Raw genomic sequence first — 21,829 nt, forward strand, 5'->3', positions numbered from 1 at the left:
ATGGACCGGTGTCACGTTCCTCCCAGCCGGTCGACGACCGTACGCCGATCGCCGGGCCGCGGCTCGACATCGGGGCCCGGATCGGCTGGCTGCTGCGCACCCACCGCACGGTCGCGGGGCTCTCGCTGCGCGAGATGTCGGCAGCGCTGCGTGACCGGGGCGTGGCGCTCTCCCCCGCTTCCCTGAGCCGGATCGAGAACGAGGGGCAGCTCTCCGCCACCGCCCTGGACGGGTACGCCACCGTGCTGGGGCTGCCGGCGGGGTCGCTGCGGTCCCAGGCCGAGGCGCTGTCGGAGACGTTCCGCCACACCCTGTTCCCGACCCCGACCGAACCCGTGACGCTGGCCCAGTTCAGCCGCACGTACCAGGCCGTCTCCTCCGACGTCGGCACCGCCGGTGACTGGCTGGAGTTCGCGCGCATGCACCTCGGCGGCTCCGGCTTCGGGCTCCCCGGGCGGCTGATGGAGCGCGAGATCGAGCGACTCGCCTTCGAGACGGCCCGCAGCCTCACCGGACCGCGGCTCTCCAGACGGATGGCCGTGACGCTGCTCCGGCGCGGTCCGTACGCCGGGGTGGTCGCCGACGTGGCACGCCGACTGGTCGCCGACCCCAGCTCGCAGGGCCACTGGGACCTGATGGACACCCTGTCCTCCTCGCCGACGCCGGACCTCATCCCCTGGGCCGGCGACCTGCTCTCGGACCCGTCGACGTACAACGTGCTCGGCGCCACCTTCCTGTTGCAGACCCTGCTGCTCAAGGGGGTCCTCACCCTCGAGGACTGGTTCCCGATGGTGCCCCGGCTGGCGCGGGCCTGGGAGCCCGTCGAGGGGGATCCCGCTCGGCGCGCCGCGCTCCGCGAGCTCTGCCACGCCCTGCCTCCGCAGCTGAGGGAGCGGGTCCCCGAGGTCTGCTGCCCCGACCCCGCCTACGCGCCGGCACCACGAAGGTGGAGCCGCGACCGCCGCAACCCCCACTACGTCTACGCCGAGTCCCTCGCCACCGACACCTGCGCGCGGCTCGGCCACGCCGAGGAGCCGCTGCTGGCCCGGCTGCTGTTCGAGTCGTTCTTCGACCCGCGTGGGGTGCGGCGGGCCAACGCCCAGATGCTGCTCGTGGCGTCGCCCTTCTCCGCGCACGTGGCGGGACTGATCCTGGAGCGGCCCGACGCGGCACCGGACCGGACCAGCTGGCTGGAAGCGCTGCGGCTCGCCGCCTTCTGCCACGCCGGCGACCCGGTCCCCCTGGACCGGCTGCTCGGGAGCGCGGACCCGGTCGAGGTGACCCACGGCCTGACCCTGGCCAGCCGGCTCGACCGGCCGCTCGACCCCGAGGTCGTCGCGCGCGGGCTGGCCGGCGACGAGCTCGTCGTACGCCGGACCCTCTACTGCCTGGGCATGCAGGGCGACGACCGGCGGCTCGAGGAGATCGAGAACGACCCGACCCGGGCCGGCTGGGTCCGCGGCGGCGCCCGGTGGTGGCGCGACCGGGGCGGCCGGCTGCCGCGCTGACGGCGGGCCGGGCGGAGTGGGCTACCTTCCCCCGTCGAGGCAGCCCACCCCACTGGCCGCCCGGATCCCAACGTCAAGGGAGACCCGAGCGGGAAGAGGGTAGGCACAACCTCGGCCGCGCGCCGAGTTTGTTTCACATCGGCCGGCTCATGGAACGGCGTGGAACGGCTGGCGGATCGGCTGGCGGATCAGCGGGGGGTCAGGCCAGCCGCTTGACCGCGGCGTCGATCCGCTCGTCGGTGGCGGTGAAGGCCACCCGGACATGACCGGAACCGGCGCGCCCGTAGAAGGTGCCGGGCGCGGCGAGGATGCCCCGGTCGGCCAGCCAGGAGACGGTGTCCCAGCAGTCCTCGTCGGCCCCGTCGACCTGGCGGGCGGCCCACAGGTAGAGCGAGGCCTCGGAGTGGTCGATGCGGAAGCCCGCGCGCTCGAGCGCCTCGCGCAGCCTCGCCCGGCGCGCGGCGTACCGCGCGTGCTGCTCGCGCACGTGCTCGTCGTCGTCGAGCGCGGCGATCATCGCGGCCTGCTGCGGCCCGGGCATCTGCAGCCCGAGGTTCTTGCGCACCGCCAGCAGCTCGCCGACCAGGGCCGGGTCGCCGGCGACGAAGGCGCAGCGGTAGCCGGCGAGGTTGGACCGCTTGGAGAGCGAGTGCACCGCGAGGATGCCCTCGGAGGAGCCGCCGCAGACCGACGGGTGCAGCACCGAGACCGGGGTGGTCTCCCAGGCGCACTCCAGGTAGCACTCGTCGGAGACCAGGATCGTGCCGCGCTCGCGGCACCAGTCCACGACCTTCTTCAGGTGCTCGGGCGGCAGCACCCGGCCGGTGGGGTTGGACGGGGAGTTCAGCCAGAGCAGCGCCGGCACCTCGGGCCCGAACGAGGTCAGCGAGTCCCGGGCCACCGCCCGGGCGCCAGCCAGCGCGGCGCCGACCTCGTAGGTCGGATAGGCCAGCTCGGGGTAGGCGATCAGGTCGCCGGCCCCCAGGCCGAGGTGCAGCGCCAGCGAGCCGATCAGCTCCTTGGAGCCGATCACCGGCAGCACGCCGTCCAGGCCGAGCCCGGTCACGCCGTGCCGGCGGGCCAGCCAGTCCAGGCAGGCCTGCCGGGTGTCGGCCCGGCCGAGCGTGGTCGGGTAGCCCGGTGAGTCCGCGGCCTCGGCCAGCGCGCGCTGGACCACGGCCGGGGTCGGGTCCACGGGGGTGCCGACCGAGAGGTCGACCAGGCCGTCGGGGTGCGCCCGGGCGCGCGCGGCATGCGCGGCGAGGTGGTCCCAGGGGAAGTCCGGCAGCCGGCCCGAGACCGTGGGCCGGCTCGGCCGCCGACCCGGCGCCGGCACCGGGCTCAGCTGTCCTGGTTCTGCGGCGGGAGCGCCTCGACGAACGGGTGGTCCTTCTCGATCACGCCCATCTTGGCCGCGCCGCCGGGCGAGCCGAGGTCGTCGAAGAAGCCCACGTTGGCGTTGTAGTACTCCTTCCACTCCTCCGGGGTGTCGTCCTCGTAGAAGATCGCCTCCACCGGGCAGACCGGCTCGCAGGCGCCGCAGTCGACGCACTCGTCGGGGTGGATGTAGAGCATCCGCTTCCCCTCGTAGATGCAGTCGACGGGGCACTCGTCGACGCACGCGCGGTCCTTGAGGTCGACGCACGGCTGGGCGATGACGTAGGTCACCAGGTCCTCCTGAGGGAGCGCGGGACAGCACTGCTGCTTCTTCAGGGACAAGCCTAGTATCCCGGGGTGCCCGCACCCTCGGAAGCCCACCGACTGGGCCCCCACGTGGTCGGCCGACGAGTGGTCGTACGACGGGTCCTGCCCGGCGAGACCGGCCCCTCGGGCGGCCCCGCGATGACCGACCTGCTCGGCGTCTGCCTGGCCTGGGGCGACGGCCGCTGCGTGATCGCGCCGGAGTCCGGGGAGCCGGTCTCGATCGCGATCGCCGACATCGTCTCCGGCAAGCCGGTGCCGCCGCGGCCCTCCCCCCGGCTGCGGGTCTCCCCGCGCGCCGCGGAGGAGCACACCCGGTGGCTGTGGCCGCACCTCGAGGTGGAGGCGCTCGGCGAGTGGCAGCTGCGCAGCGACCCGGCGCCGGTGGGTCGGCTGCTCAAGCGCGCGAACTCCTGCCTGGCCTTCGGCTCACCGGGGCTGCCGCTCCCGGCCGCGCTGGCGCGGGTCGAGGAGTTCTACGCCGCCCGCGGCCGCGACGTGGTCGTGCAGCTGCCGCTCGCCGGCGAGCTCGAGTCGGCGCTCGTCGACCGCGGCTGGACCCCGGTGCCCGGCGGCGACGCGCACTTCCTGCTCGCCTCGCTGTCGTGGGCGCTGCGGGCCGCGCGGCGGCACCGCCGCGCCGCCGACCTCGGGGAGCCGGTGCTCGAGGAGGACGGTGACGCAGCGGTGGTCCGGCTGGACGGGGCCGCGTCCGGCCGGGCGGCCTACCGCGACGACTGGCTCGGCCTGCACGGCCTGGCCGTCGACCCGGCTCACCGGCGGCGCGGGCTGGCCACCGCCGTCGTCGGCGAGCTGCTGGAGTGGGGTGCCGAGCGCGGCGCCACCACCGCGTGGCTGCACGTCGAGGTGGACAACTCCCCCGCGATCGCGCTCTACGAGGCGCTCGGCTTCACCCGGCACCACACCTGTCGCTACCTGGTCCCGCCGGCGGGCGGCGGATCGCCCAGCTGACGCGCACCGGGCGGGCTCAGCCCGCCGACCGCACCCGCTTGGGCTGCAGCCCCCGGCGCAACGGGCGCATCCCGAAGACCCGCTCGGAGCGCTCGGTGATCCAGCCCCAGCAACCGCGCATGAACGCGATCACCAGCACGCCGGCGAGCAGCATGCCACCGATGTTGGCGCCCAGCTGCTCCAGCGAGCCGACGATCTCGCTGGTCTGCCACAGCGCCAGGCCGAGGGCGAGGTTGCCGGCGGCCGGGACCGTGGTGACGCTGATGAAGACGCCGACCATGGTCTGGGTCTTCTCGATCGCGAGCGCCAGCACGCCCGCGGCGCCGGCGACCAGCGCGACCACGAACGACCAGAGGTCCGGCTTCCAGATGAAGCCCGTGTTGGGCCGGGACTTGGTGATCATGGCGGTGTCCACCAGCCCGATCCGGCTGGCCAGGAACGCCAGCGCGGCCACGACCAGGATCGCGAACACGAAGCTCAGCGCCAGCAGCCGCATGCTGCGCCCGAGCAGTCCCCACCGGCCGAAGACCAGGGCGATCGACGCGGCGGCGATCGCGCTGAACTCCGGCCCGACCACCATCGCCCCGACCACCAGCACCGCGGAGTCGGTGATCACCGCGATCCCGGCCAGGATCACCGCGAGCACCAGGAACACCAGGTAGGACACCGTGGGCTGCGCGCCGTCCTCGGCCTCGGCGAGCACCTGCTCCCAGATCACCGCGTCGTCGGGGTGGCCCGGCGCGAGCGCCTCGAGCCGGTCCGCCTCCTGGAACGGCGCCCCGGTCGGGGTCTCGATCAGGATCCCGCCGCGCTCGTCGAGGCCGAGCTCGTTGAGGTGGTGCAGCAGCACGCCGGCCCGCTCCCGGGCCACGTCGGCCTCGACCAGGTCGCCCCGCGGCGCGCGGCAGACGCCCTCGTGCACGGTCAGGTTGGTGACGCACTCGTTGTCGTCGAGCAGCTGCTGCACGTCTTGGGAGAGGTCGTCGGGCACGGTGAGCCGGAAGTGGACGAGCACGGCGACAGCGTAAGGCGGGACGACGGCAATCCGATTTCCCCGGTACGCCGGGCCGTCCTACGATCTCCCCGGCAGCACGCGAGGAGTGACGACCCTCGCCCGGTCCGGCCGGAGCGTGTGCCCGCGCGGATCGGCGTACCGACGAGAGGCCGGCAGCCCTGCGGGGCGGACCGCCGGCGAAGGTGTGGTGGCACCGCGACCTTGCCCCCGCCCACACCTCCAGGGCTTCCTGCGACTGGAGGTCACCATGACGTCTTCACCACCCCGCACGCTCTGCGCCCAGCTGCCCGCCGCCGAGCCCGCCTCCACGGTGCGGCTGCAGGGCTGGGTGCACCGTCGCCGCGAGCTCGCGGCGCTCACCTTCCTGGTCCTGCGCGACCGCACCGGCCTGGCCCAGGTGGTCGTGAAGGACACCGACCTCGTTGTGCCGCCGGAGGAGACCACCGTGGAGGTGGTCGGTACGGCGACCGCCAACCCGCAGGCGCCCGGCGGCCTCGAGGTGACCGACCCGGCGATCACCGCGCTGACCGAGCCCGCGGCGACCCCGCCGGTCGAGCTGTGGCGCCCGGCGCTCAACGTCTCGCTGCCGACGCTGCTCGACCACGCGCCGGTGACCTGGCGGCACCCGGCGCAGAAGGCCCGCTGGCAGCTCGCCGCGGCCAGCCTGCGCGGCTTCCGGGAGACCCTGGACGCGGCCGGCTTCACCGAGATCCACACGCCGAAGTTCGTGGAGTCCGCGACCGAGTCCGGGGCCAACGTGTTCTGCGTCGACTACTTCGGCCGGCCGGCCTACCTCGCGCAGAGCCCGCAGTTCTACAAGCAGCAGATGGTGGGCGTCTTCGAGCGGGTCTACGAGGTCGGGCCGGTGTTCCGGGCCGAGCCGCACGACACCGTGCGGCACCTGGCGGAGTACGTCTCGCTGGACGCCGAGCTCGGCTTCGTCGAGGACCACCGCGACGTGCTGCGGGTGCTGCGGGAGGTGCTGGCCGGCATGGTCGCGAGCGTGCACGAGCACGCGAGCGCCGCGGTCGGGCTGGCCGGCGCGGACGTGCCGGTGGTGCCCGAGGAGATCCCGGTGCTGCACTTCCGCGACGCGCTGGCGCTGGTCGGCGCCCCCGCCGACGAGCCCGACCTCGCGCCCGAGCACGAGCGGGCGATCGGCGCCTGGGCGAAGGCCGAGCACGGCAGCGACTTCGTCGCGGTCGAGGGCTACCCGATGGCGAAGCGGCCGTTCTACACCCACCCCTGGTCTCGGGACGGGGCCGAGGAGGCGCGCTGGTCGAACAGCTTCGACCTGCTCTTCCGCGGCCTGGAGCTGGTCACCGGCGGGCAGCGGCTGCACCGGCCCTCGGCGTACGACGCCGCGATCCGCGCCCGCGGCGAGGACCCGGCCGCCTACGCGGCCTACCTGCAGGCCTTCGAGCACGGCATGCCCCCGCACGGCGGGTTCGCGATCGGGCTCGAGCGGTGGACCGGTCGGCTGGTGGAGGCCGCGAACGTCCGGGAGGTCACGCTGTTCCCGCGCGACCTGCACCGCCTGACCCCCTGAGGAACCGGGGACGGTGGCCGCCCCGGTTTGTAGGGTGGCGAGCGTGCTGCGCGACTCCGAGGGACGCCCGATCGACGAGGGCGGCTGGTTCGTCGCCCACGGCACCGATGTCGAGACCCGCTGGGACGGCCGTGACGACTGGGTCCCGCACCTGACCCCGACCGCCCGGTTCTTCGTGCGCAACCACACCGAGCCGCCCCGCCTCGACGCGGCCACCTGGCGGCTCCGGGTGACCGGCGACGGGGTCGAGCGCGAGCTGGAGCTGTCGCTGGCCGACCTGCGCGCGCTCGGCGAGGCCAGCTACGAGCGGACCCTGGAGTGCACCGGCAACGGCCGCCGCTACTTCGCCGAGCAGCAGGGCGGTGTCCGGCCGGGCACCCAGTGGGCGATGGGCGCGATCGGGCTGGCGCGCTGGACCGGCGTACCGCTGCGCACGGTCCTCGAGCGCGCCGGCCTGCGCCCCGCGGCGGTGCAGGTGATGGCGGTCGGGCTCGACGCGCCGTACGTCGAGGACGGCGTCGACCACGGGCACGTACGCCGGCCGCTGCCGCTGGCGAAGGCGCTCGACGACACCCTGGTCGCCTGGGAGATGAACGGCGAGCCGCTGCCGACCGACCACGGGTTCCCGGCGCGGCTGGTGGTGCCGGGCTGGATCGGGATCGCGAGCATCAAGTGGCTCGGCGAGCTCCGGGTCACCACCACGGCCGAGGACTCGCCGTGGACGACCCGGTGGTATCGGATGCACGGCGACGGCTGGTCCGGCGCCGACGCGGTCCTGGACCGGATGCCACCCAAGAGCGTCATCGATGCGACCGGTCCGCTGCGCGCCGGGCAGCTGACCGTGCTGCGCGGGCGCGCCTGGTCGGGCGAGGCGTCGATCCGGATGGTGGAGGTCAGCACCGACGGCGGCCGGACCTGGGACGAGGCGTCGCTGACCGGGGACAACCAGCCGTCGGCCTGGGCCGCCTGGGAGCACCCCTGGACGCCCGCGGCCCCCGGCGAGCAGGTGCTGCTCGCCCGCGCCACCGACAGCGACGGGCGCACCCAGCCCGAGCTCGCCGCCGACAACGAGGACGGCTACCTCTTCGACGCGGTGCTGCGGCACCCGGTGATCGTCGAGTAGGCAGCCGCCCGATCCGGTCCGGTCCAGGCCGGTCCGGTCCAGGCCGGTCCGGCGCACCCTTGACATCCTTGGCTAATGACATTAGCTTTATGGCTACTCAACCAAGCCACCCGTGAGGTCTCCCATGAACGACTCCCCCAGCACCACCCGTCACCTGACCCGGCCCGAGGGTCGTCTCGCCTACGAGGTGGCCGGCGAGGGCCCGCTCGTCGTCTGCCTGCCGGGGATGGGCGAGCTGCGCAGCTCCTACCGCTTCACCGTGCCCGCCCTGGTCGCGGCCGGCTTCCGGGTGGCCACCCTGGACCTGCGCGGCCACGGCGAGAGCGACGCGACGTTCGGCCGGTACGACGACGTCGCCGCCGGCGGCGACGCGCTGGCGCTGGTCGAGGAGCTCGGCGGCCCCGCCGTACTGGTGGGCAGCTCGATGTCCGCCGGCGCCGCGGTGTGGGCCGCCGCCGAGCGGCCCGCCGCGGTCGCCGGGCTGGCCCTGGTCGGGCCGTTCGTGCGCAACCCGCCGATGAACCCGCTCCTGGCGCTGGCGTTCCGCGCCGCGATGTCCGGCCCCTGGGCGCCGGCGGTGTGGGGCGGCTACCTGCCCTCGCTCTACCCGGGTCGCAAGCCCGAGGACTTCGCCGAGCACCGCCGGCTCATCCGCGAGAGCATGCGCCGGCCCGGTCACGCCCGGGCGTTCTCCCGGACCACCCGTACCAGCCACGCGCCGGCCGAGGCGCGGCTCGCCGAGGTGGGGGCACCGACGCTGGTGGTGATGGGCACCGCGGACCCGGACTTCAAGGATGCCGCCGCCGAGGCCGCCTGGGTGGCCGACCGGCTGCACGCCGAGACGCTGCTGGTGACCGGCTCCGGGCACTACCCGCACACGGAGTACCCCGAGCAGGTCAATCCGCGGCTGGTCGGGTTCTGCCGGCGGGTGACCGCCGGTGCCTAGGGCCGGGCTGACCCCCGAGAAGGTGGTGCGCGAGGCGGCCGACGTCGCCGACGAGCTCGGCTGGGACCGGCTCACGCTCGCGGCGGTCGCCGAGCGGCTCGGCGTACGGCTGCCGAGCCTCTACAAGCACGTCGCCTCCCTTGAGGCGCTGCGCTCCGGCGTACGCACCCACGCCACCCGCGAGCTGGCCGAGGCCATGAGGAGCGCGGCGCTGGGCTGTGCGGGCGGTCAGGCGCTGCGTGCGGTGGCCGTCGCCTACCGCGACTTCGCCCACCGCCATCCGGGCCTCTACGAGGCGAGCATCCCGGCCCCCTCGGCCGACGACGCCGAGCACGTGGCGGCGGCCGCCGCGGCGATGGAGGTCATCGAGGCCATCCTGCGCGGCTATCGCCTGGCGGGCGACGACGCGATCGACGCCGCCCGCGCGCTCCGGGCGGGGCTCCACGGCTTCGTGCACCTGGAGGCCGGCGGCGGGTTCGGCCTGCCGGTCGACGTCGACCGCAGCTACACCCGGCTGGTCGCGAGCCTCGACACCACGCTGCAGGGCTGGGCGCGCTGAGCGCCGGTCGGCGAGGCGGCGGCCCGGCCGGCCGGGCGGTCAGCCGCGGGACCAGGCCTGCACCCGCACCACCCACTGCGGTCCCGCGCGGTGCCCCGAGCCGTGCGCCGAGCCATGAATGGTCACGTGCAGCAGCACGGCCGAGCCGCCCGGGTTGCGCAGCCGCAGTCCGGTGCCGTCGCCGCTGACCTCGAGCCCGGCCCGCTCCCCCGCCGTGCCGAGCGCGCCGGCGAGCCGGTCCGCGCCCGGGGTGGTGTCCAGGTCGCGCAGCACCTGAGACAGCACGAGCGTCCGGCCCGGCGCCAGCACCGCGCCGTCGAGGGCCTGCACGGCTGGGCCCAGCCGGTCGCTGCGGGTCCGCGCGGACGCGGTCGCGACCACCTGGCGGACCCGCCAGGCCCGGGCGTCGCGGGCGGTCACCCGAGGAGGTACGGCGTGGCCAGCGACCCGGGCCGTCCGGCGCCCCGGCGGCCGGCGGACCGCCCGGCCGAACGCCCGCGCCACGTCGTCGGCCCGGTAGCCGACCCCCGGCGTCGGCGGCACCACCGAGATCCGGCCGTCGGCCAGCCGGACGGTCGCGTCGACCGCGGGCCGGTCGTAGGTCGCAGGGTCGCCGACCACGCGGGCGAGCCGGCCGGCGTCGACCCGCGGCACCAGCCGGCCGTCGCGGGCGACCAGGCGCAGCGCGGCGGTGAACGCCCGCGGCTGGAGCCGCACCGGGGTGGCCCCGAAGAGCAGTCGGACCGACCCGGAGAGCGCCGGGTTCACCACCTGGTTGCGCGCCCGCTGCAGGTCCGCGTCGTCGATCACCGGCGCGACGTCGTGCAGGGTCAGCTGCGCCTGGGGCACGCCGTCGACGAACGCGGCCTCCAACGCGGCCGCGGTCTCGGCGGGGTCGAGCTGGTGACCCGTGCGGGGCCGGGTGACCTGGACCCGGTCGCCGTGGAACGCGAGCGCGCCGTCGCGGGCGGGTGTGCCGAGCCGGCGGTTCAGCCGGGCGACGGTCGCGGCCATCCGGGTCTCGTCGACGCTCATCACCGGGTCGAGGTCGGAGCCGCCGGAGTAGTGCTGCCACAGCTTCGCCGGCCGCCAGCTGCGCCGGGTGGCGGCCTGGTCGACGCTGGCGGCGTAGTCGATGCCGAGGCCGGCCCGCACCGGGCTGACCGCGAGCGTGCGCCGGGTGGTGCTGACGGTGATCGGCCGGGTGGCCCGACCGCGCAACGCCGCCCGCAGCACGTCCGCCGCCTCGGCGGCGGTCCGGCCTCCGACGCGGACGCCGGCGACGCTGGTGCCGTGGGCGAGGGTGTCGCCGGCCCGGTAGTAGGCCGCGGCCCAGCCGCCGCCGACCAGCAGCGCGAGCACCGCGACCACCAGCAGCACGACGCCGCCGCCGGCCCGCTCGCGTCGCTCCTCCACGGGCACCGATCCTAGGAGCGGATCCCGGCGCTCTCGCGCTCACCCGCCGTCCCGGTGGCGTCCGGTTCGCGGGCCCGGCCGCCCGGCCGCGGCAGAGTCGCGATGCCGAGGACCAGCACCAGCAGCGCCAGCCCGACCACGACGTACCCCTGGACGTCGGAGCTGATCACGTAGTCGCCCTCCGGGCGCGGACCGACCACCCAGGCGACCAGGCAGGTCCAGCCGAGCGCGAACGGCAGCCGGGTCCACCAGCCCGCCGGCAGCGCGACCAGCGTCAGCAGGGTGGCCGCGACCGCCAGCGGCAGCGCCCAGCCCAGCTCGTGCACGGCGACCGAGGCGACCGCGGTGCCGGCGCCGAGCGCCAGCAGCGCGACCGCGACCGCGACCCGGGTGAGCAGCCGCATCACAGCCCGGCGAACAGGTCCGTCTCCAGGCCGTCCGGGCCGGCCGGCCCCGGGGTGCCCTTGGCGATCCGGTAGTGCTCGATGCCCCAGGCGGCGCTACCGACGTTGTTGGACAGCGCGAAGAACGGGCCCTCGGTGGTGATCTGGGTGGCGTGCGCGCGCATCGCGTCCATCTTGGCCTCGACGTGCTCCTGGGCGTCGATCGCGGCGGTGAGGTCCTCGTCGGCGACCACGAAGTACGGCAGCGGCCCGTCGGGGTCCATGCCCTCGTAGCTCACCGTGTCGCCGGCCTCGCGCAGCCGGCGCAGGCCCTCGCGCATCCGGCTCTCCGACATCGCCGTCCAGTAGATCTTCGCGATGTCCCAGGCCTCGCCGAGGTCGCGGCGGTACGACGGGACCGCGGCCAGCTGGGCGGCGTACATCGCCACCCGGTGGGCCTGGATGTGGTCGGGGTGCCCGTAGCCGCCGAACTGGTCGTAGGTCACCAGCACCTGCGGACGGACCTCACGGATCACCTCGACCAGGTGGGTGGCGGCCTCGGCGAGGTCGGCGTTCCAGAACGCCTGCTCCCCCACCTCGTCGCCGATCACCGCGTGGCCCTGCTCGTGCCACTGCATGCCGGAGTCGTGGAAGGTGCCGAAGCCGCCGAGGTAGCGGTGGTCGGTGACGCCGAGCGCCTTCATGGCGGCGGCCAGCTCGCCGCGGCGGTGCTCGGCGAGCTCGTGCGGCTCGAGGTGCTCCAGCTCGGGCACCAGGATCTCGCCCATCTCGCCGCCCGTGCAGGTCACCAGCGTGACGCCGCGGCCCTCGGCGACGTACTTGGCCATGGTGGCGCCGTTGTTGATCGACTCGTCGTCGGGGTGGGCGTGCACGAGCAGGAGACGCTGGTCAGGGGTCATGCGTCGATCGTAGTGAGCGACCCGGCACGATACGGCGCGTGCCGTTCCCCCCGACCGCCCCGACCCTGCTCGCGGCCCTGCTGCCGACCCTGTTCGCCTCCGGGCTGGCCGGCTGCGCGGTGGACGTGCCGGCCGCGACCGGCGGTCGGCCCGGCCACACCCGGGCACCGGCCGGCGGCGGCGCCGCGCTGGCCGCGCTCGAGCGGCTGCCGGTCAAGGGCCGGGCGCCGATGACCGGCTACGACCGGGACCGGTTCGGGCCGGCGTGGCTGGACGCGGACCGCAACGGCTGCGACACCCGCAACGACGTGCTCGCCGCCCACCTGACCGACGTGGTCGTCGAGCCGGGCACCCACGACTGCGTGGTCACCGCCGGGGACCTGGCGGACCCCTACACCGACACCACGATCCACTTCGTGCGCGGCGACGGCACCCTGGTCGACATCGACCACGTGGTCGCGCTCGGCGACGCCTGGGCCACCGGCGCGTTCCGGGAGCCGATCCGCGAGCGGGCCGCGCTGGCCAACGACCCGCTCAACCTGCTCCCGGTCGACGCCTCGGCCAACCGCCAGAAGGGCGACGGCGACGCGGCCACCTGGCTGCCCCCGCACAAGGCCTACCGCTGCAGCTACGTCGCCCGGCAGGTCGCGGTGAAGACCAAGTACGACCTGTGGGTCACCCCCGCGGAACGGGCCGCGATCGAGCGGGTGCTGGGCTCCTGCCCCGAGCAGCGACTGCCGGCCGACTCCGGGGCGCCGGTGCTGGTGCCGGTGCGGGTCACCGACCCCGCCGACCCGCCCGCCTCGCCGACCGCGGACGGCGCTTCTGGCTCCGACCCGTACGCGAGCTGCGACGCCGCCCGGGCGGCGGGCGCGGCGCCGCTGCACCGGGGCGATCCGGGCTACTCGACCCGGCTGGACGGCGACGGCGACGGGGTCGCCTGCGAGTGAGAACGTCGGCCGGATCGAGCAGGCGGCTCCGGGCGTCACAGCTCGCTCCGCGGTGTACGCACGTTCGTACACTCCGGAGCTCAACCTGGGCCTGGGGCCGGCGGCCTACGGCTTCTTGATCCGCTTCGGCGCGCTCGGCAGGTCCAGCGGCGGCACGGCGGGGCCCACCGACCGCTGATCGGACCCGGCTGATCGGTGGCCGTGCCCGTCGAGATCCTCGTCCAGCCAGCCGGCGTACTCGTCGACCAGGAGCTCCAGCGCGATCGCCGGCGCGTCGGTCAGCACCGCCCAGGGGTGGTCCTCGTCGTCGTCCTCGCCGGCGAGGCGTTCGCGGACCACGGAGGCGTCGTACCCGTCGCCGATCAGCCGGGCGGCCACCGCCCGGGCGTCGCCCTCGTCAAAGAAGATGCCACGCACCTCTCTATTGTCCCGGTCGGCCGACGTGGCCGCGCAGCAGCCTGCCCAGCTCGGGCAGGAACGGCCGGTCCGGCTCGAGCCAGTCGACGTCGTCGAGCTCGTCGGGGCCGAGCCAGCGCACCAGGTCGTGCTCGTGCGGCCGGGGCTCGCCCTCGACCACGTGGGCCAGGGCCACCAGCAGCCGGTGGCGCGGCCCGATGCGGACGGCGCCGTCGAGCCAGTGGTCGAGGACGATCCGGCAGCCGAGCTCCTCGGCGATCTCACGGACCAGGGCCGCGTCGCGGGTCTCGCCGTCCTCGACCTTGCCGCCGGGCAGCTCCCAGCGGCCGGCGGCCTCGGGAGGGTGGGTACGCCGGGCCGCGAGCACCCGGCCCTCGTGCACCAGCGCGGCTCCGACGACGTCGATCACGCCCGTGACCGTAGCGAAGCCGGGCCGCCGCTGCTCGCCTACGGTGAGCTCATGACGTCCGCCCTGCGCCTGACCCGCTCGCCCGACCCGGGCCCGGAGCTGGACGCGCTCGTGCGGCGGCTGGGCGAGCGGGTGGGGCTGCCCGGTGTGCTCGACGACCTGGCGCGTCGGGCCCGGCGCGGGTTCGGCCCCGGCCTGCGGGTGCGCCACGCGCTCACGTGGGACCGCGAGGACCGGCGTACGACGCAGTGGTGGCCGCAGGGCGTCTCGACCTCCGCGGACGCCTCGGAGACCGGCGAGGTGCACGGGCGGCGGATGGTGGCGGTGTCCTGGTATGCCAAACCCGTCGGCGGGGAGCCCACGCACGGCACGCGGATCTCGTTCCTCGACCTGGACGCGCGGTGCTACCAGCACGTGCTGCTGCTGACTCCCGGCGGGAAGCCGCTGCGGGTGCACGCCGGCGGCCTGGTGTGGTGGGGTCCCCACCTCCACGTCACCGCGACCGCCCGGGGGTTCTGGACGTTCCGCCTCGACGACCTGGTGCGGGTCCGCGACCCGCGTGACGCGCTCGGCTACCGCTACGCGCTGCCGGCCCGATTCCAGCACCGGGCGGACAGTGACGAGGGCACCCAGCCGCTGCGCTACTCCTGCCTCTCGCTGGACCGCAGCACCGCTCCACCGCAGCTGGTCGTCGGCGAGTACGGCCGCGGCCGGCAGACCACCCGGCTCGCCCGCTTCGCGCTGGACCCGGTCTCACAGCTGCCCGCCACCGACGCCGGCGGGGTCGCCGCGCCGCTGGCGGTGGAGGACCTCGGGGTCAAGGGCGTGCAGGGCGTCGCCTGCCTCGGTGGGCGCACGTTCTTGTCGGTCTCGCACGGCACCCGCACGCCGGGCTCGTTGTACGCCGGCACGCCCGGCTCGTTCCGGTCCCACCGCTGGGCGTCCCCCATGGGCCCGGAGGACCTGTCGGCCTGGCCGTCCCGCGACCAGCTGTGGACGGTCACCGAGCACCCGCGCCGCCGCTGGCTCGTCGCGCTCCGCCCACCCGGGTGACCCGGGATTCGACCGCCGAATCGCCCGGGAAACGCAGAAAGGCGCCACTCGCTGAGTGGCGCCTGCTGCCGGGCTTGCTAGACCACATGCCCTAGGGTGAGACAAGCGGTCCGGACCATTCTCGCGCAGCGGCAAACAGGGAATGGCCCGGACCGCGTCTGTGTGTCCCGACTTGGTACTACCAAGAGTGCTGGGGGTTGCGGGAGCAGGGCCCCCTTCTGGGAGGTCATCCCGGGGCGCCAGAGGCGCCCCGGGAATCTCTCACCGTGTGACCGCTAGGTCAGCGAACCCGACGCTTGGCGTGGGCCTTGTGCGTGGCGTCGGTCGCAGCGACGCGAGCCACGTACTTGGTGAAGCTGCGGCCGTTCTTGTCCGCCACGGTCACCTTGTTGTTGCCGTGGCCGTTCAGGACGACCGAGGTGACCTTCTTCAGGCCGTGCTTGGTGTGGCGGTAGATGGTGGCGGTCAGGCCAGCACCGTACTTGTTGGCGTTGACGTGCAGCACGTCGTCGTGACCACCGTTGTTCCACGCCTGAAGCTTCATGTTCAGGTAGTGGACCGCCTTGCGGGCGAAGGTGACCGTGTCGGTCGCCCGGCTCTCGGGGACGATCTGGTCACCGCCGTAGTTGCTGTAGTCGGTGATCAGACCCTGGATGGTGGCCTTGCCCTCGTCAGCACCTGCGAACACGTAGCTCGCCTGACCGGCCGAGTTGGTGGTCACGTAGCTGTTGAAGTCGCCGTCCTGGTACTGGTCGGGGCCGGTGCGGAAGAACCCGACCTGAACGCCCTCGATCGGCTCACCGTTCTGGTCGATCGCCTTGTAGGTCTCCAGCACGGTGCTCCCCACCGGGACGGTGTCCGCGGTGTCGTGGGTCATCGTGTAGGTGGACTTGGCGAAGTCGATCATGTACCAGTTGACGGTCTCGCCGTCGTCGGTGAGCTTCTTCGTGCCGCTCTTGGTGCTGTTCGCCCCGAGAGTCGTCTCCTTCTGGAAGCCATCGACCAGAGGCTGACCGTCGGTCCACGTGGTGGTGGGGGCGGTCCAGGTGCCGGTAACGGTCTGGTCGCCCTCGACATCCGAGCTGACCTCCAGAGCGGGGCTCTGGTTCTTCAGCTGGGACTGCACCGTCTCGCTGTCGTCATGGGTGTTCATGTACGCGCCGGCCAGGTCGTCGGTCAGGTCGACGTTCTCGCCCTCAACCAGGTTGCCGAACTGGTCGGTGGTGAACACGTTGTACTCGACCGACTCGTTGGTCGGGGCCTTCGGCAGGATCGTGACCGACTGCTGGTTGGCAGCCGCACGCTCCACCTTGACAGCACCACCGTTGAGCGGGTCGATCGACTCGAAGTTGATCGACTTGGTCACGGTGATGTCACCGGCCTTGATCGTGACCGTCGTGGTCACGGTGTCGCTGGTGTCGAAGCCCTTGTCGTCCTCGATCGCCGCAACGATGCCGGTGGCGCCAGTGTCGTCGGTGCTGAGCTCCTTCGACGTGCCGACCGGCTTCCACTCGCCGTACAGACCACCCTCGGCCGCAGCCGGGTCGGCGGTCAGCTTGCTCGCCGTCTCGGCGTCAGGGCTGAGGAAGCCGTGGTCAACGGAGACGGTGACCGGGTAGTCGGTCAGCGTGTCGCCGTCGGCGTTCGTGACGCTGATGTCCAGGTCGACCGGACGACCCGGGGTCGCCTCGCCGTTGATCAGGTCATCCATCTTGACGGTGATGTCGCTCGCGTCGGCCGGCGCGGTGGACTTGAGGAAGTCCACGGTCAGGTCGCTCGAGTCACCGGCGTCACCGATCTTCGGCGTCGCAGTGGTGGAGGCGGTGAGCTTGCCACCCTTCTCGTTCGCCGGGGTCGGCGGCGTGCCGGTCGCCGGCGGGTCGGTCAGCGCCACTGCGAAGGAGCCGTCGGCGCCCGTCGTGGTCTTGGCCGTGGTGTCACCGGTGCGGGTGGTGCCCGCCGGCTGCGCCGACTGCGCCGCGACGATGGCGTTGCCGGTCGGGCTCCAGTTGAGCAGGATGTTGCGACCCGCCAGCGGGGTGCCGTCCTCGAGCACGAGGGAGGCACCGAAGGTCTTGGTGCTGTTGGACTGCGCCTGCGCCACGGAGCCGTCGGCCCACTCGATGTCGGCCTGGCCGGCCTTCACCGTGAGTGCCTGGCCACCGAGGTCCTTGTCGCCCTGGCCGGGCGTGCCGTCCTGGTTGATGTAGGTGTGCAGGACGTAGGTGCCCGAGGGCTGGCCGGTCGGGAAGTCGAGAGTCGCGACCCCGCCGTTCTGGGACGTGGCCGAGGACTCGGGCAGGTCCTTCGGGTAGCCGGTGGTGGCGTCGAAGGGGGTGACCGTCCAGTAGTAGCGGACGACCTGACCGTCGAGCGGGTTGCCGTTCTGGTCCTTGACCACCGCGGTGATGTCACCGGTCGAGTACTCGTTGTCGTCGAAGGCGGTGCCGTCGGCCGACGACGGGGTGATCGACGCAGCGCTCGCGCTGTACGAGGTGACCGTGACGGAGCGCTCAAAGTCGGCGCCGTTGTTGTAGGTCACGTCGTCACCGGTGTTGACGTAGAACTTGTACGTCGTGCCGGAGGTCGAGCCGGTCAGGTTGTCGAAGGACGCCTCGCCCTTCGAGTCGGTGTACTTGATCGCGTTGTTGTCCTCGCGCACGACCTCGGCGCCGACGACCGGGTTGCCGTTCTGGTCCTTGACCGTGACGGTGGCCGAAGTCGGCTTGCTGCCCTGGACGGTCGGCGAGGTCGCCGCGGCAGTCACCGCGGTGATCTTCTGCTGGTACAGCGTGACGGCCTCGGCGTCGGAGCCGCCGGTGCCGACGTTCGCCTTCACGATCGCCTGGTCGGCGTCCGTCGCGGTGCCCCAGTTGTAGCCGGAGAAGTCCACGGGCCCGGAGACGGAGCGCGAGCCGTCGGCCGGCGTACCGGCGACGTCCTCGTCGGTGGTCGTCGTGTTGTACGGCGTCGAGAACTTCACGGCCGGGTTGGAAGACACGTCGGACGTGGTGGCGGAGGCCGCACCCAGCTCGGAGGTCGCCGCGGTCGCGCGGCCACCACCCGTCGTGGCGTACGGCTGGTCGAAGACGCCGACAGCCGAGCCGGCGGCGTTGGAGATGTCGATCGAGTCGGCGTTGCTCGTCACGGTCGCAACGTTGTCGTCGCTGGCGCCGTCGGTGCCGACGTTGTTGATCGCGGTCGCACGGACGTGGACGTCCAGGTTGTAGACCGAGGTCGGCGGGGCCCACTCGGTCGAGAACACACCGTTGCTACGGCCGACGGTCGCGATGGTGGACCAGCTGCCGGCCACACCGGTGGTGGAGTACTCGAACCGGACCTGGACCGCGTCGCTGCCCGCGTTGGCGAGCAGGTGCACGGTGGCGTTCTGGCCGTCGTTCTTGATGGAGGCCGCGCCGAGGTCGTCCGGGGTCTGCAGCACCACGGCGTTCGCCGGGAGCTGGTCCACCGCCGGGTTGGCCGAGGCCGAAGAGGCGAGGAACGGGAGACCCGTCACCGCCAGAGCGGAGATGGCGCCAGCCGCCAGCCCCCGCTTGATGCCGCTGCTGTTCATGTTGTTCCTTCCGGATGAAGATTCGGCCGAGGCACTCCCCCGCCCGAGCATCGGGCCGACACGAGGGCCCAGGTTTCGAAGCACCCGAGCACTGATTCCTCAGGTGACAGTTGGGACAGTAGGGAGACCAGACCAGTTCGAGCGTTCTTGTTGCAGAGGTCACAGGTTTCTGCAATAAATGGGCCCGCCAGTCGCGGGGCTGGGATGGGAACCGGGGGATCGGGGGGAAGACGAATGCCGCAGCCGGGGGCTTCGGACGGCGCAGATCGGCGGCGCGGGCGACCGCAACGGCTGCCTGAGGACCGCTCCCCCATGGCCTCACACGCGATCGGCTGTGACCAGCGGATCGCGTGGCTGCTGACCACCTCCAGGCTGTTGGGCCCGGACGCCGCACTCGCCCGTCGTGAGGGTTTCCTCAAGGCTCTGCGAGACCGCGGGGTGAAGGTCGACAACTCCCGCGTCTCGCGGTGGGAGTCTGGGCAACAGCCGCTTCCGCTACACGTGATCGCCTCCTACGAGACCGCCCTCGGCGCAGCGGAAGGCTCCCTGGTGGCCGTCGTGGCGGGTCTCCGCCGGGCGTTCGGCAGCGGGAAATCGCTACGTGAGGTCGCCGCCACCGAGAACACGATCACGGCTGACGACGTCGACGACCTCATCGACCGAGCCGTGGGGGGACTCGCCCATGGCGGCGAGTGGCTACGCCTGGTCAGCGAGCTCTCCGGCTATGACCGAGTCTTCCTCCGGTCCGCCGAGTGGCAGCGGCTGTGCAACCGCCTGGTGAGGGAGCTGGCGACGGCCAGCGGCGCCGGCTTCGTCCGACGCTATGAGGCCGCGGCGCTTCTCATCCGTCATCCCGAGGGCCAGCGCCACCTGACGCGTGCGCTCGGCTCGTTCGTGGTCCACCCCGACAGCCAGGTCATGGCCCCGGTGCTGAACCTGCTGGCCGAAGTGCCGAACCCGGCGGCGAACGACCTGGTCCTGCGGATGCTGCACTCCGACAACCCCGGCCTACGCCGCGCCGCACAGTCGGTGTCCGCGACCAAGCTCGCGCGCGGCCACCTCCCGGACGAGGTGTGTGAGGAGCTCGAACGCCACGTCGTCGGCAACCTGCGCCGCGGCGACTCGCTCGACACCCGCCTGGACTCCTTCGACCTCGCGGTCCAGCTGCCGGACTGGTCGTGGGAGCGGCTCTCCGGCGCCCTGCGCACCCGGCGTGCCTACCAGCTCGTGACCCGCGCCCGCCAGGACGGCGAGCTGCTGCCGTGGTCCCAGACCGCGGCGGTCGTCCAGGAGATCTCGACGAAGGTGCAGCGCGGGACGCCGACACACGGCCCTGCCGACCCCGACGCGATGCTCACCCGGCTGATGCGGGAGGCGCTCTTCCACGCCCACAAGGCACGCCGCCACCAGGCCGCACTGCTGCTGGCGGCGAGTCCCTACGCCCCCGCCGTCGCCCAGGAGTGCCTCGAGCTCGGTGGGCATGAGAACGACGTCATCGCGGCCCGCGCCTGGACCGTCCTGATGCGCGTGGGTCACCCACACGGTCGTCGTCACCTGCTGCAGGCAGCACTCGAGGAGCAGCGCAGCTCGGTGCGCTCCCGGTCGCTGCTGAATATCGGGCTGGCCCGCGGTGCGCTGCCGGCCCCCGAGGCCGAAGAGATCCTCGGCGGCATCACCGAGTCCTCCCGACCGGTCGAGCAGCATGCAGCGATGTTCGCGCTCGGCATGAGTGGCGCACCCCAGCTGACGGAGCTGGCCGGGCACGACGGCCACTGGGCGGCCGCGGGTGCCCGGTGGTGGGTAGAGCACGGTCCGGCCGTGCACGACGGCGACGTCGATCCCGACCAGCTCGTCGGAGTCCGGTGATACCTTGACGCCCCCTTGAGACCGGCTCGGGGAACCACCCACTCTCGGCGAGGAAGATCATGCGCAGAGTCCTCATCGGTGCGTTCAGCACCGCCGCGCTCGTCCTGACGTCAATGGCCACCGCGACCGCTGTCGGCACCACCCGCGTGGACGGCGATCACTTCGCCGCCAGCGACATCAAGATCGCAGACCGCGGCTGCCTGGACCCCAGTGCCAACGCCGACCAGCATGCTGCCTTCCGGATCGCGAAGGGACCGAAGCAGCCCCCGTACGGCACCCGTTCCATCGGCTGGGCGCCCTCGGAGAGCGGTTTCGGAGACGGGCCCACCGTGCACGTGTCCAGCCCGTCGACCGTGACGGGCACGCAGATCCGGGTCTTCGCGCCCGGCGACCACGCAAGCGGGCAATCGATCGTCGACTTCGTTCCCAACGGTGACACCGGCCTGTGGCGAGGCAGGTACGTGCTCCCGGCCGACTCCTCCACCGGCTGGCACGCGATCAACGTCGCGACCCCTTCGTACCAATGGCGTCATTATGACGCGACCGGCACCGCTGACCAGGACGCTCCGAACGCCACGCTCGCCGACTTCGTCGCAGCCCACGGCGGCGACGCCCAGGGGGCGCGCATCGGCTTCATCTTCGGCTGCGACGGAAACGCCTTCTACGTCGACGGGCTCAGCGTCGCCAGCGCCGACGGCAACAAGATCTACGACTTCGAGGGGTACCGCACCCGGACGCTGCTGAACAAGGGCAGCAAGACGCCCTCGAAGATCACCATCGACTACGGCAAGAGCGTCCGCCTGACCGCACTGCTGCGGCAGGCCGTGGGCGGCAGGGCGATGGCGGGCAAGCTGCGCCTCGACTCCCGGGCGCTGTCCAGCAAGAAGTGGACCAAGCACCAGTCGTTCAAGGTCGCGAGGGCCGGCCACCAGCTCAAGGTGTACCCGTCGCGCAACTCGGCCTACCACGCGAAGTACGCCGGCAACGCCAAGTACGAGGCCAGCGGCTCGAAGGTGCTGAAGATCCTGGTCCGCTCGAAGGTCAAGGCCGGGCTCGTCGACGCGACCGTGACCAAGGGCAAGACCTTCACCACTACCGGCCGGGTGCTGCCTGGCCGAGCCGCCAAGGTCGTGCTCCAGCACTACGTCCACAAGCAGTGGAAGGCGGTCAAGAGCGGCAGGAGCGGCAGGGACGGCAGGTTCCGCGTCTCCCTGAAGGCGTCGACCGTCGGCACCAGCTACTGGCGCATCAAGGTCGGCAACGGTGGCGGCACCGTCGGCAACAGCTCCTCGGCGATGAAGCTCACCACCAAGGCTCCACCCAGCACCGGTGGTGGCGGAGGCGGTGGAACCGGCGGCGGTGGATCCACACCGCCTCCCCCACCGCCGAGCGACCCGCCCCCGCCGCCTCCCCCGCCGCCGCCGACGCACTGAGCCCTCGAGGCCCGGACCAGCCCCTGGTCCGGGCC

19 protein-coding genes and 1 pseudogene are annotated in these 21,829 nt (G+C 73.2%); 11 read left to right on the plus strand and 9 right to left on the minus strand.

Annotation, left to right across the window (positions count from 1 at the left end):
• The first annotated feature begins 8 nt into the window (after positions 1–8).
• The gene (locus BJZ21_RS14570) at positions 9–1,508 is read left to right on the plus strand and encodes a helix-turn-helix domain-containing protein (RefSeq protein ID WP_179664409.1); all 1,500 of its coding nucleotides are present in this window, start codon (positions 9–11) and stop codon (positions 1,506–1,508) included.
• Positions 1,509–1,707: 199 nt separating this feature from the next.
• Here the strand turns inward: BJZ21_RS14570 and dapC are convergent, their stop codons facing one another.
• Both dapC and fdxA read right to left on the minus strand, forming a co-directional pair.
• On the minus strand, positions 1,708–2,844 hold the full coding sequence (dapC, locus tag BJZ21_RS14575; RefSeq protein WP_343052153.1) for a succinyldiaminopimelate transaminase: 1,137 nt from the start codon (positions 2,842–2,844) through the stop codon (positions 1,708–1,710).
• A gap of 5 nt (positions 2,845–2,849) precedes the next feature.
• Positions 2,850–3,176: a ferredoxin gene (fdxA, locus tag BJZ21_RS14580; RefSeq protein ID WP_179665717.1), complete on the minus strand. Its 327-nt coding sequence runs from the start codon at positions 3,174–3,176 to the stop codon at positions 2,850–2,852.
• Positions 3,177–3,242: 66 nt separating this feature from the next.
• Here fdxA and BJZ21_RS14585 point away from each other — a divergent pair, with 66 nt between their 5' ends.
• Complete coding sequence (locus BJZ21_RS14585) at positions 3,243–4,181, plus strand: GNAT family N-acetyltransferase (RefSeq protein WP_179664410.1); 939 nt, start codon at positions 3,243–3,245, stop codon at positions 4,179–4,181.
• Between the two features lie 16 nt (positions 4,182–4,197).
• On the opposite strand, the gene BJZ21_RS14590 is transcribed toward BJZ21_RS14585, so the two are convergent.
• The gene (locus BJZ21_RS14590; RefSeq protein ID WP_179664411.1) at positions 4,198–5,196 is read right to left on the minus strand and encodes a DUF389 domain-containing protein; all 999 of its coding nucleotides are present in this window, start codon (positions 5,194–5,196) and stop codon (positions 4,198–4,200) included.
• 247 nt (positions 5,197–5,443) lie between these two features.
• On the opposite strand from BJZ21_RS14590, the gene aspS reads away from it, so the two are divergent.
• The 4 genes from aspS (at position 5,444) to BJZ21_RS21825 (ending at position 9,373) form a co-directional block, all read left to right on the plus strand.
• Positions 5,444–6,745 carry an aspartate--tRNA(Asn) ligase gene (gene aspS, locus BJZ21_RS14595; RefSeq protein WP_179664412.1) on the plus strand — a complete coding sequence of 434 codons (1,302 nt, stop codon included), beginning with the start codon at positions 5,444–5,446 and terminating at the stop codon, positions 6,743–6,745.
• A gap of 43 nt (positions 6,746–6,788) precedes the next feature.
• Positions 6,789–7,868: a molybdopterin-dependent oxidoreductase gene (locus tag BJZ21_RS14600; protein WP_179664413.1), complete on the plus strand. Its 1,080-nt coding sequence runs from the start codon at positions 6,789–6,791 to the stop codon at positions 7,866–7,868.
• Positions 7,869–7,992: 124 nt separating this feature from the next.
• A complete protein-coding gene (locus BJZ21_RS14605) occupies positions 7,993–8,814 on the plus strand; it encodes an alpha/beta fold hydrolase (protein ID WP_179664414.1) in 822 nt (273 codons plus the stop codon).
• Positions 8,807–9,373 (plus strand): WHG domain-containing protein, encoded by a 567-nt coding sequence (locus BJZ21_RS21825; RefSeq protein WP_179664415.1) that lies wholly within the window; start codon positions 8,807–8,809, stop codon positions 9,371–9,373. Before BJZ21_RS14605 ends, BJZ21_RS21825 begins: the two co-directional genes overlap by 8 nt.
• Before the next feature lie 39 nt (positions 9,374–9,412).
• Here the strand turns inward: BJZ21_RS21825 and BJZ21_RS14615 are convergent, their stop codons facing one another.
• The 3 genes from BJZ21_RS14615 to mshB are packed head-to-tail and all read right to left on the minus strand — an operon-like array spanning position 9,413 to position 12,092.
• The gene (locus tag BJZ21_RS14615) at positions 9,413–10,789 is read right to left on the minus strand and encodes a peptidoglycan binding domain-containing protein (RefSeq protein ID WP_179664416.1); all 1,377 of its coding nucleotides are present in this window, start codon (positions 10,787–10,789) and stop codon (positions 9,413–9,415) included.
• 11 nt (positions 10,790–10,800) lie between these two features.
• Positions 10,801–11,193 carry a hypothetical protein gene (locus tag BJZ21_RS14620; RefSeq protein WP_179664417.1) on the minus strand — a complete coding sequence of 131 codons (393 nt, stop codon included), beginning with the start codon at positions 11,191–11,193 and terminating at the stop codon, positions 10,801–10,803.
• Complete coding sequence (mshB, locus tag BJZ21_RS14625; RefSeq protein WP_179664418.1) at positions 11,193–12,092, minus strand: N-acetyl-1-D-myo-inositol-2-amino-2-deoxy-alpha-D-glucopyranoside deacetylase; 900 nt, start codon at positions 12,090–12,092, stop codon at positions 11,193–11,195. Before mshB ends, BJZ21_RS14620 begins: the two co-directional genes overlap by 1 nt.
• A 119-nt stretch (positions 12,093–12,211) precedes the next feature.
• On the opposite strand from mshB, the pseudogene BJZ21_RS14630 reads away from it, so the two are divergent.
• Together BJZ21_RS14630 and BJZ21_RS21460 are read left to right on the plus strand one after the other, a co-directional pair.
• Positions 12,212–12,835, plus strand: a pseudogene (locus BJZ21_RS14630) (HNH endonuclease family protein); the annotation flags it as partial.
• Between the two features lie 27 nt (positions 12,836–12,862).
• Positions 12,863–13,042, plus strand: coding sequence for an excalibur calcium-binding domain-containing protein (locus BJZ21_RS21460; RefSeq protein ID WP_343052270.1), 180 nt, complete (start codon positions 12,863–12,865; stop codon positions 13,040–13,042).
• A 105-nt stretch (positions 13,043–13,147) separates the two neighbouring features.
• On the opposite strand, the gene BJZ21_RS14635 is transcribed toward BJZ21_RS21460, so the two are convergent.
• Together BJZ21_RS14635 and BJZ21_RS14640 are read right to left on the minus strand one after the other, a co-directional pair.
• Entirely contained in the window at positions 13,148–13,459 is a 312-nt protein-coding gene (locus BJZ21_RS14635) for a hypothetical protein (RefSeq protein ID WP_179664419.1), read from the minus strand.
• Positions 13,460–13,463: 4 nt separating this feature from the next.
• Entirely contained in the window at positions 13,464–13,868 is a 405-nt protein-coding gene (locus BJZ21_RS14640; RefSeq protein WP_179664420.1) for an NUDIX domain-containing protein, read from the minus strand.
• 51 nt (positions 13,869–13,919) lie between these two features.
• On the opposite strand from BJZ21_RS14640, the gene BJZ21_RS14645 reads away from it, so the two are divergent.
• Positions 13,920–14,921 (plus strand): hypothetical protein, encoded by a 1,002-nt coding sequence (locus BJZ21_RS14645; RefSeq protein WP_179664421.1) that lies wholly within the window; start codon positions 13,920–13,922, stop codon positions 14,919–14,921.
• A gap of 280 nt (positions 14,922–15,201) precedes the next feature.
• On the opposite strand, the gene BJZ21_RS14650 is transcribed toward BJZ21_RS14645, so the two are convergent.
• Positions 15,202–18,495: a hypothetical protein gene (locus tag BJZ21_RS14650; protein WP_179664422.1), complete on the minus strand. Its 3,294-nt coding sequence runs from the start codon at positions 18,493–18,495 to the stop codon at positions 15,202–15,204.
• A 312-nt stretch (positions 18,496–18,807) separates the two neighbouring features.
• Here BJZ21_RS14650 and BJZ21_RS14655 point away from each other — a divergent pair, with 312 nt between their 5' ends.
• Both BJZ21_RS14655 and BJZ21_RS14660 read left to right on the plus strand, forming a co-directional pair.
• Positions 18,808–20,361, plus strand: coding sequence for a hypothetical protein (locus BJZ21_RS14655; RefSeq protein ID WP_179664423.1), 1,554 nt, complete (start codon positions 18,808–18,810; stop codon positions 20,359–20,361).
• A 59-nt stretch (positions 20,362–20,420) separates the two neighbouring features.
• The gene (locus BJZ21_RS14660) at positions 20,421–21,794 is read left to right on the plus strand and encodes a hypothetical protein (protein ID WP_179664424.1); all 1,374 of its coding nucleotides are present in this window, start codon (positions 20,421–20,423) and stop codon (positions 21,792–21,794) included.
• Positions 21,795–21,829 lie beyond the last annotated feature (35 nt).

Origin of the sequence: Nocardioides panaciterrulae (assembly GCF_013409645.1) — a bacterium.
GTDB classification, from domain to species: domain Bacteria; phylum Actinomycetota; class Actinomycetes; order Propionibacteriales; family Nocardioidaceae; genus Nocardioides; species Nocardioides panaciterrulae.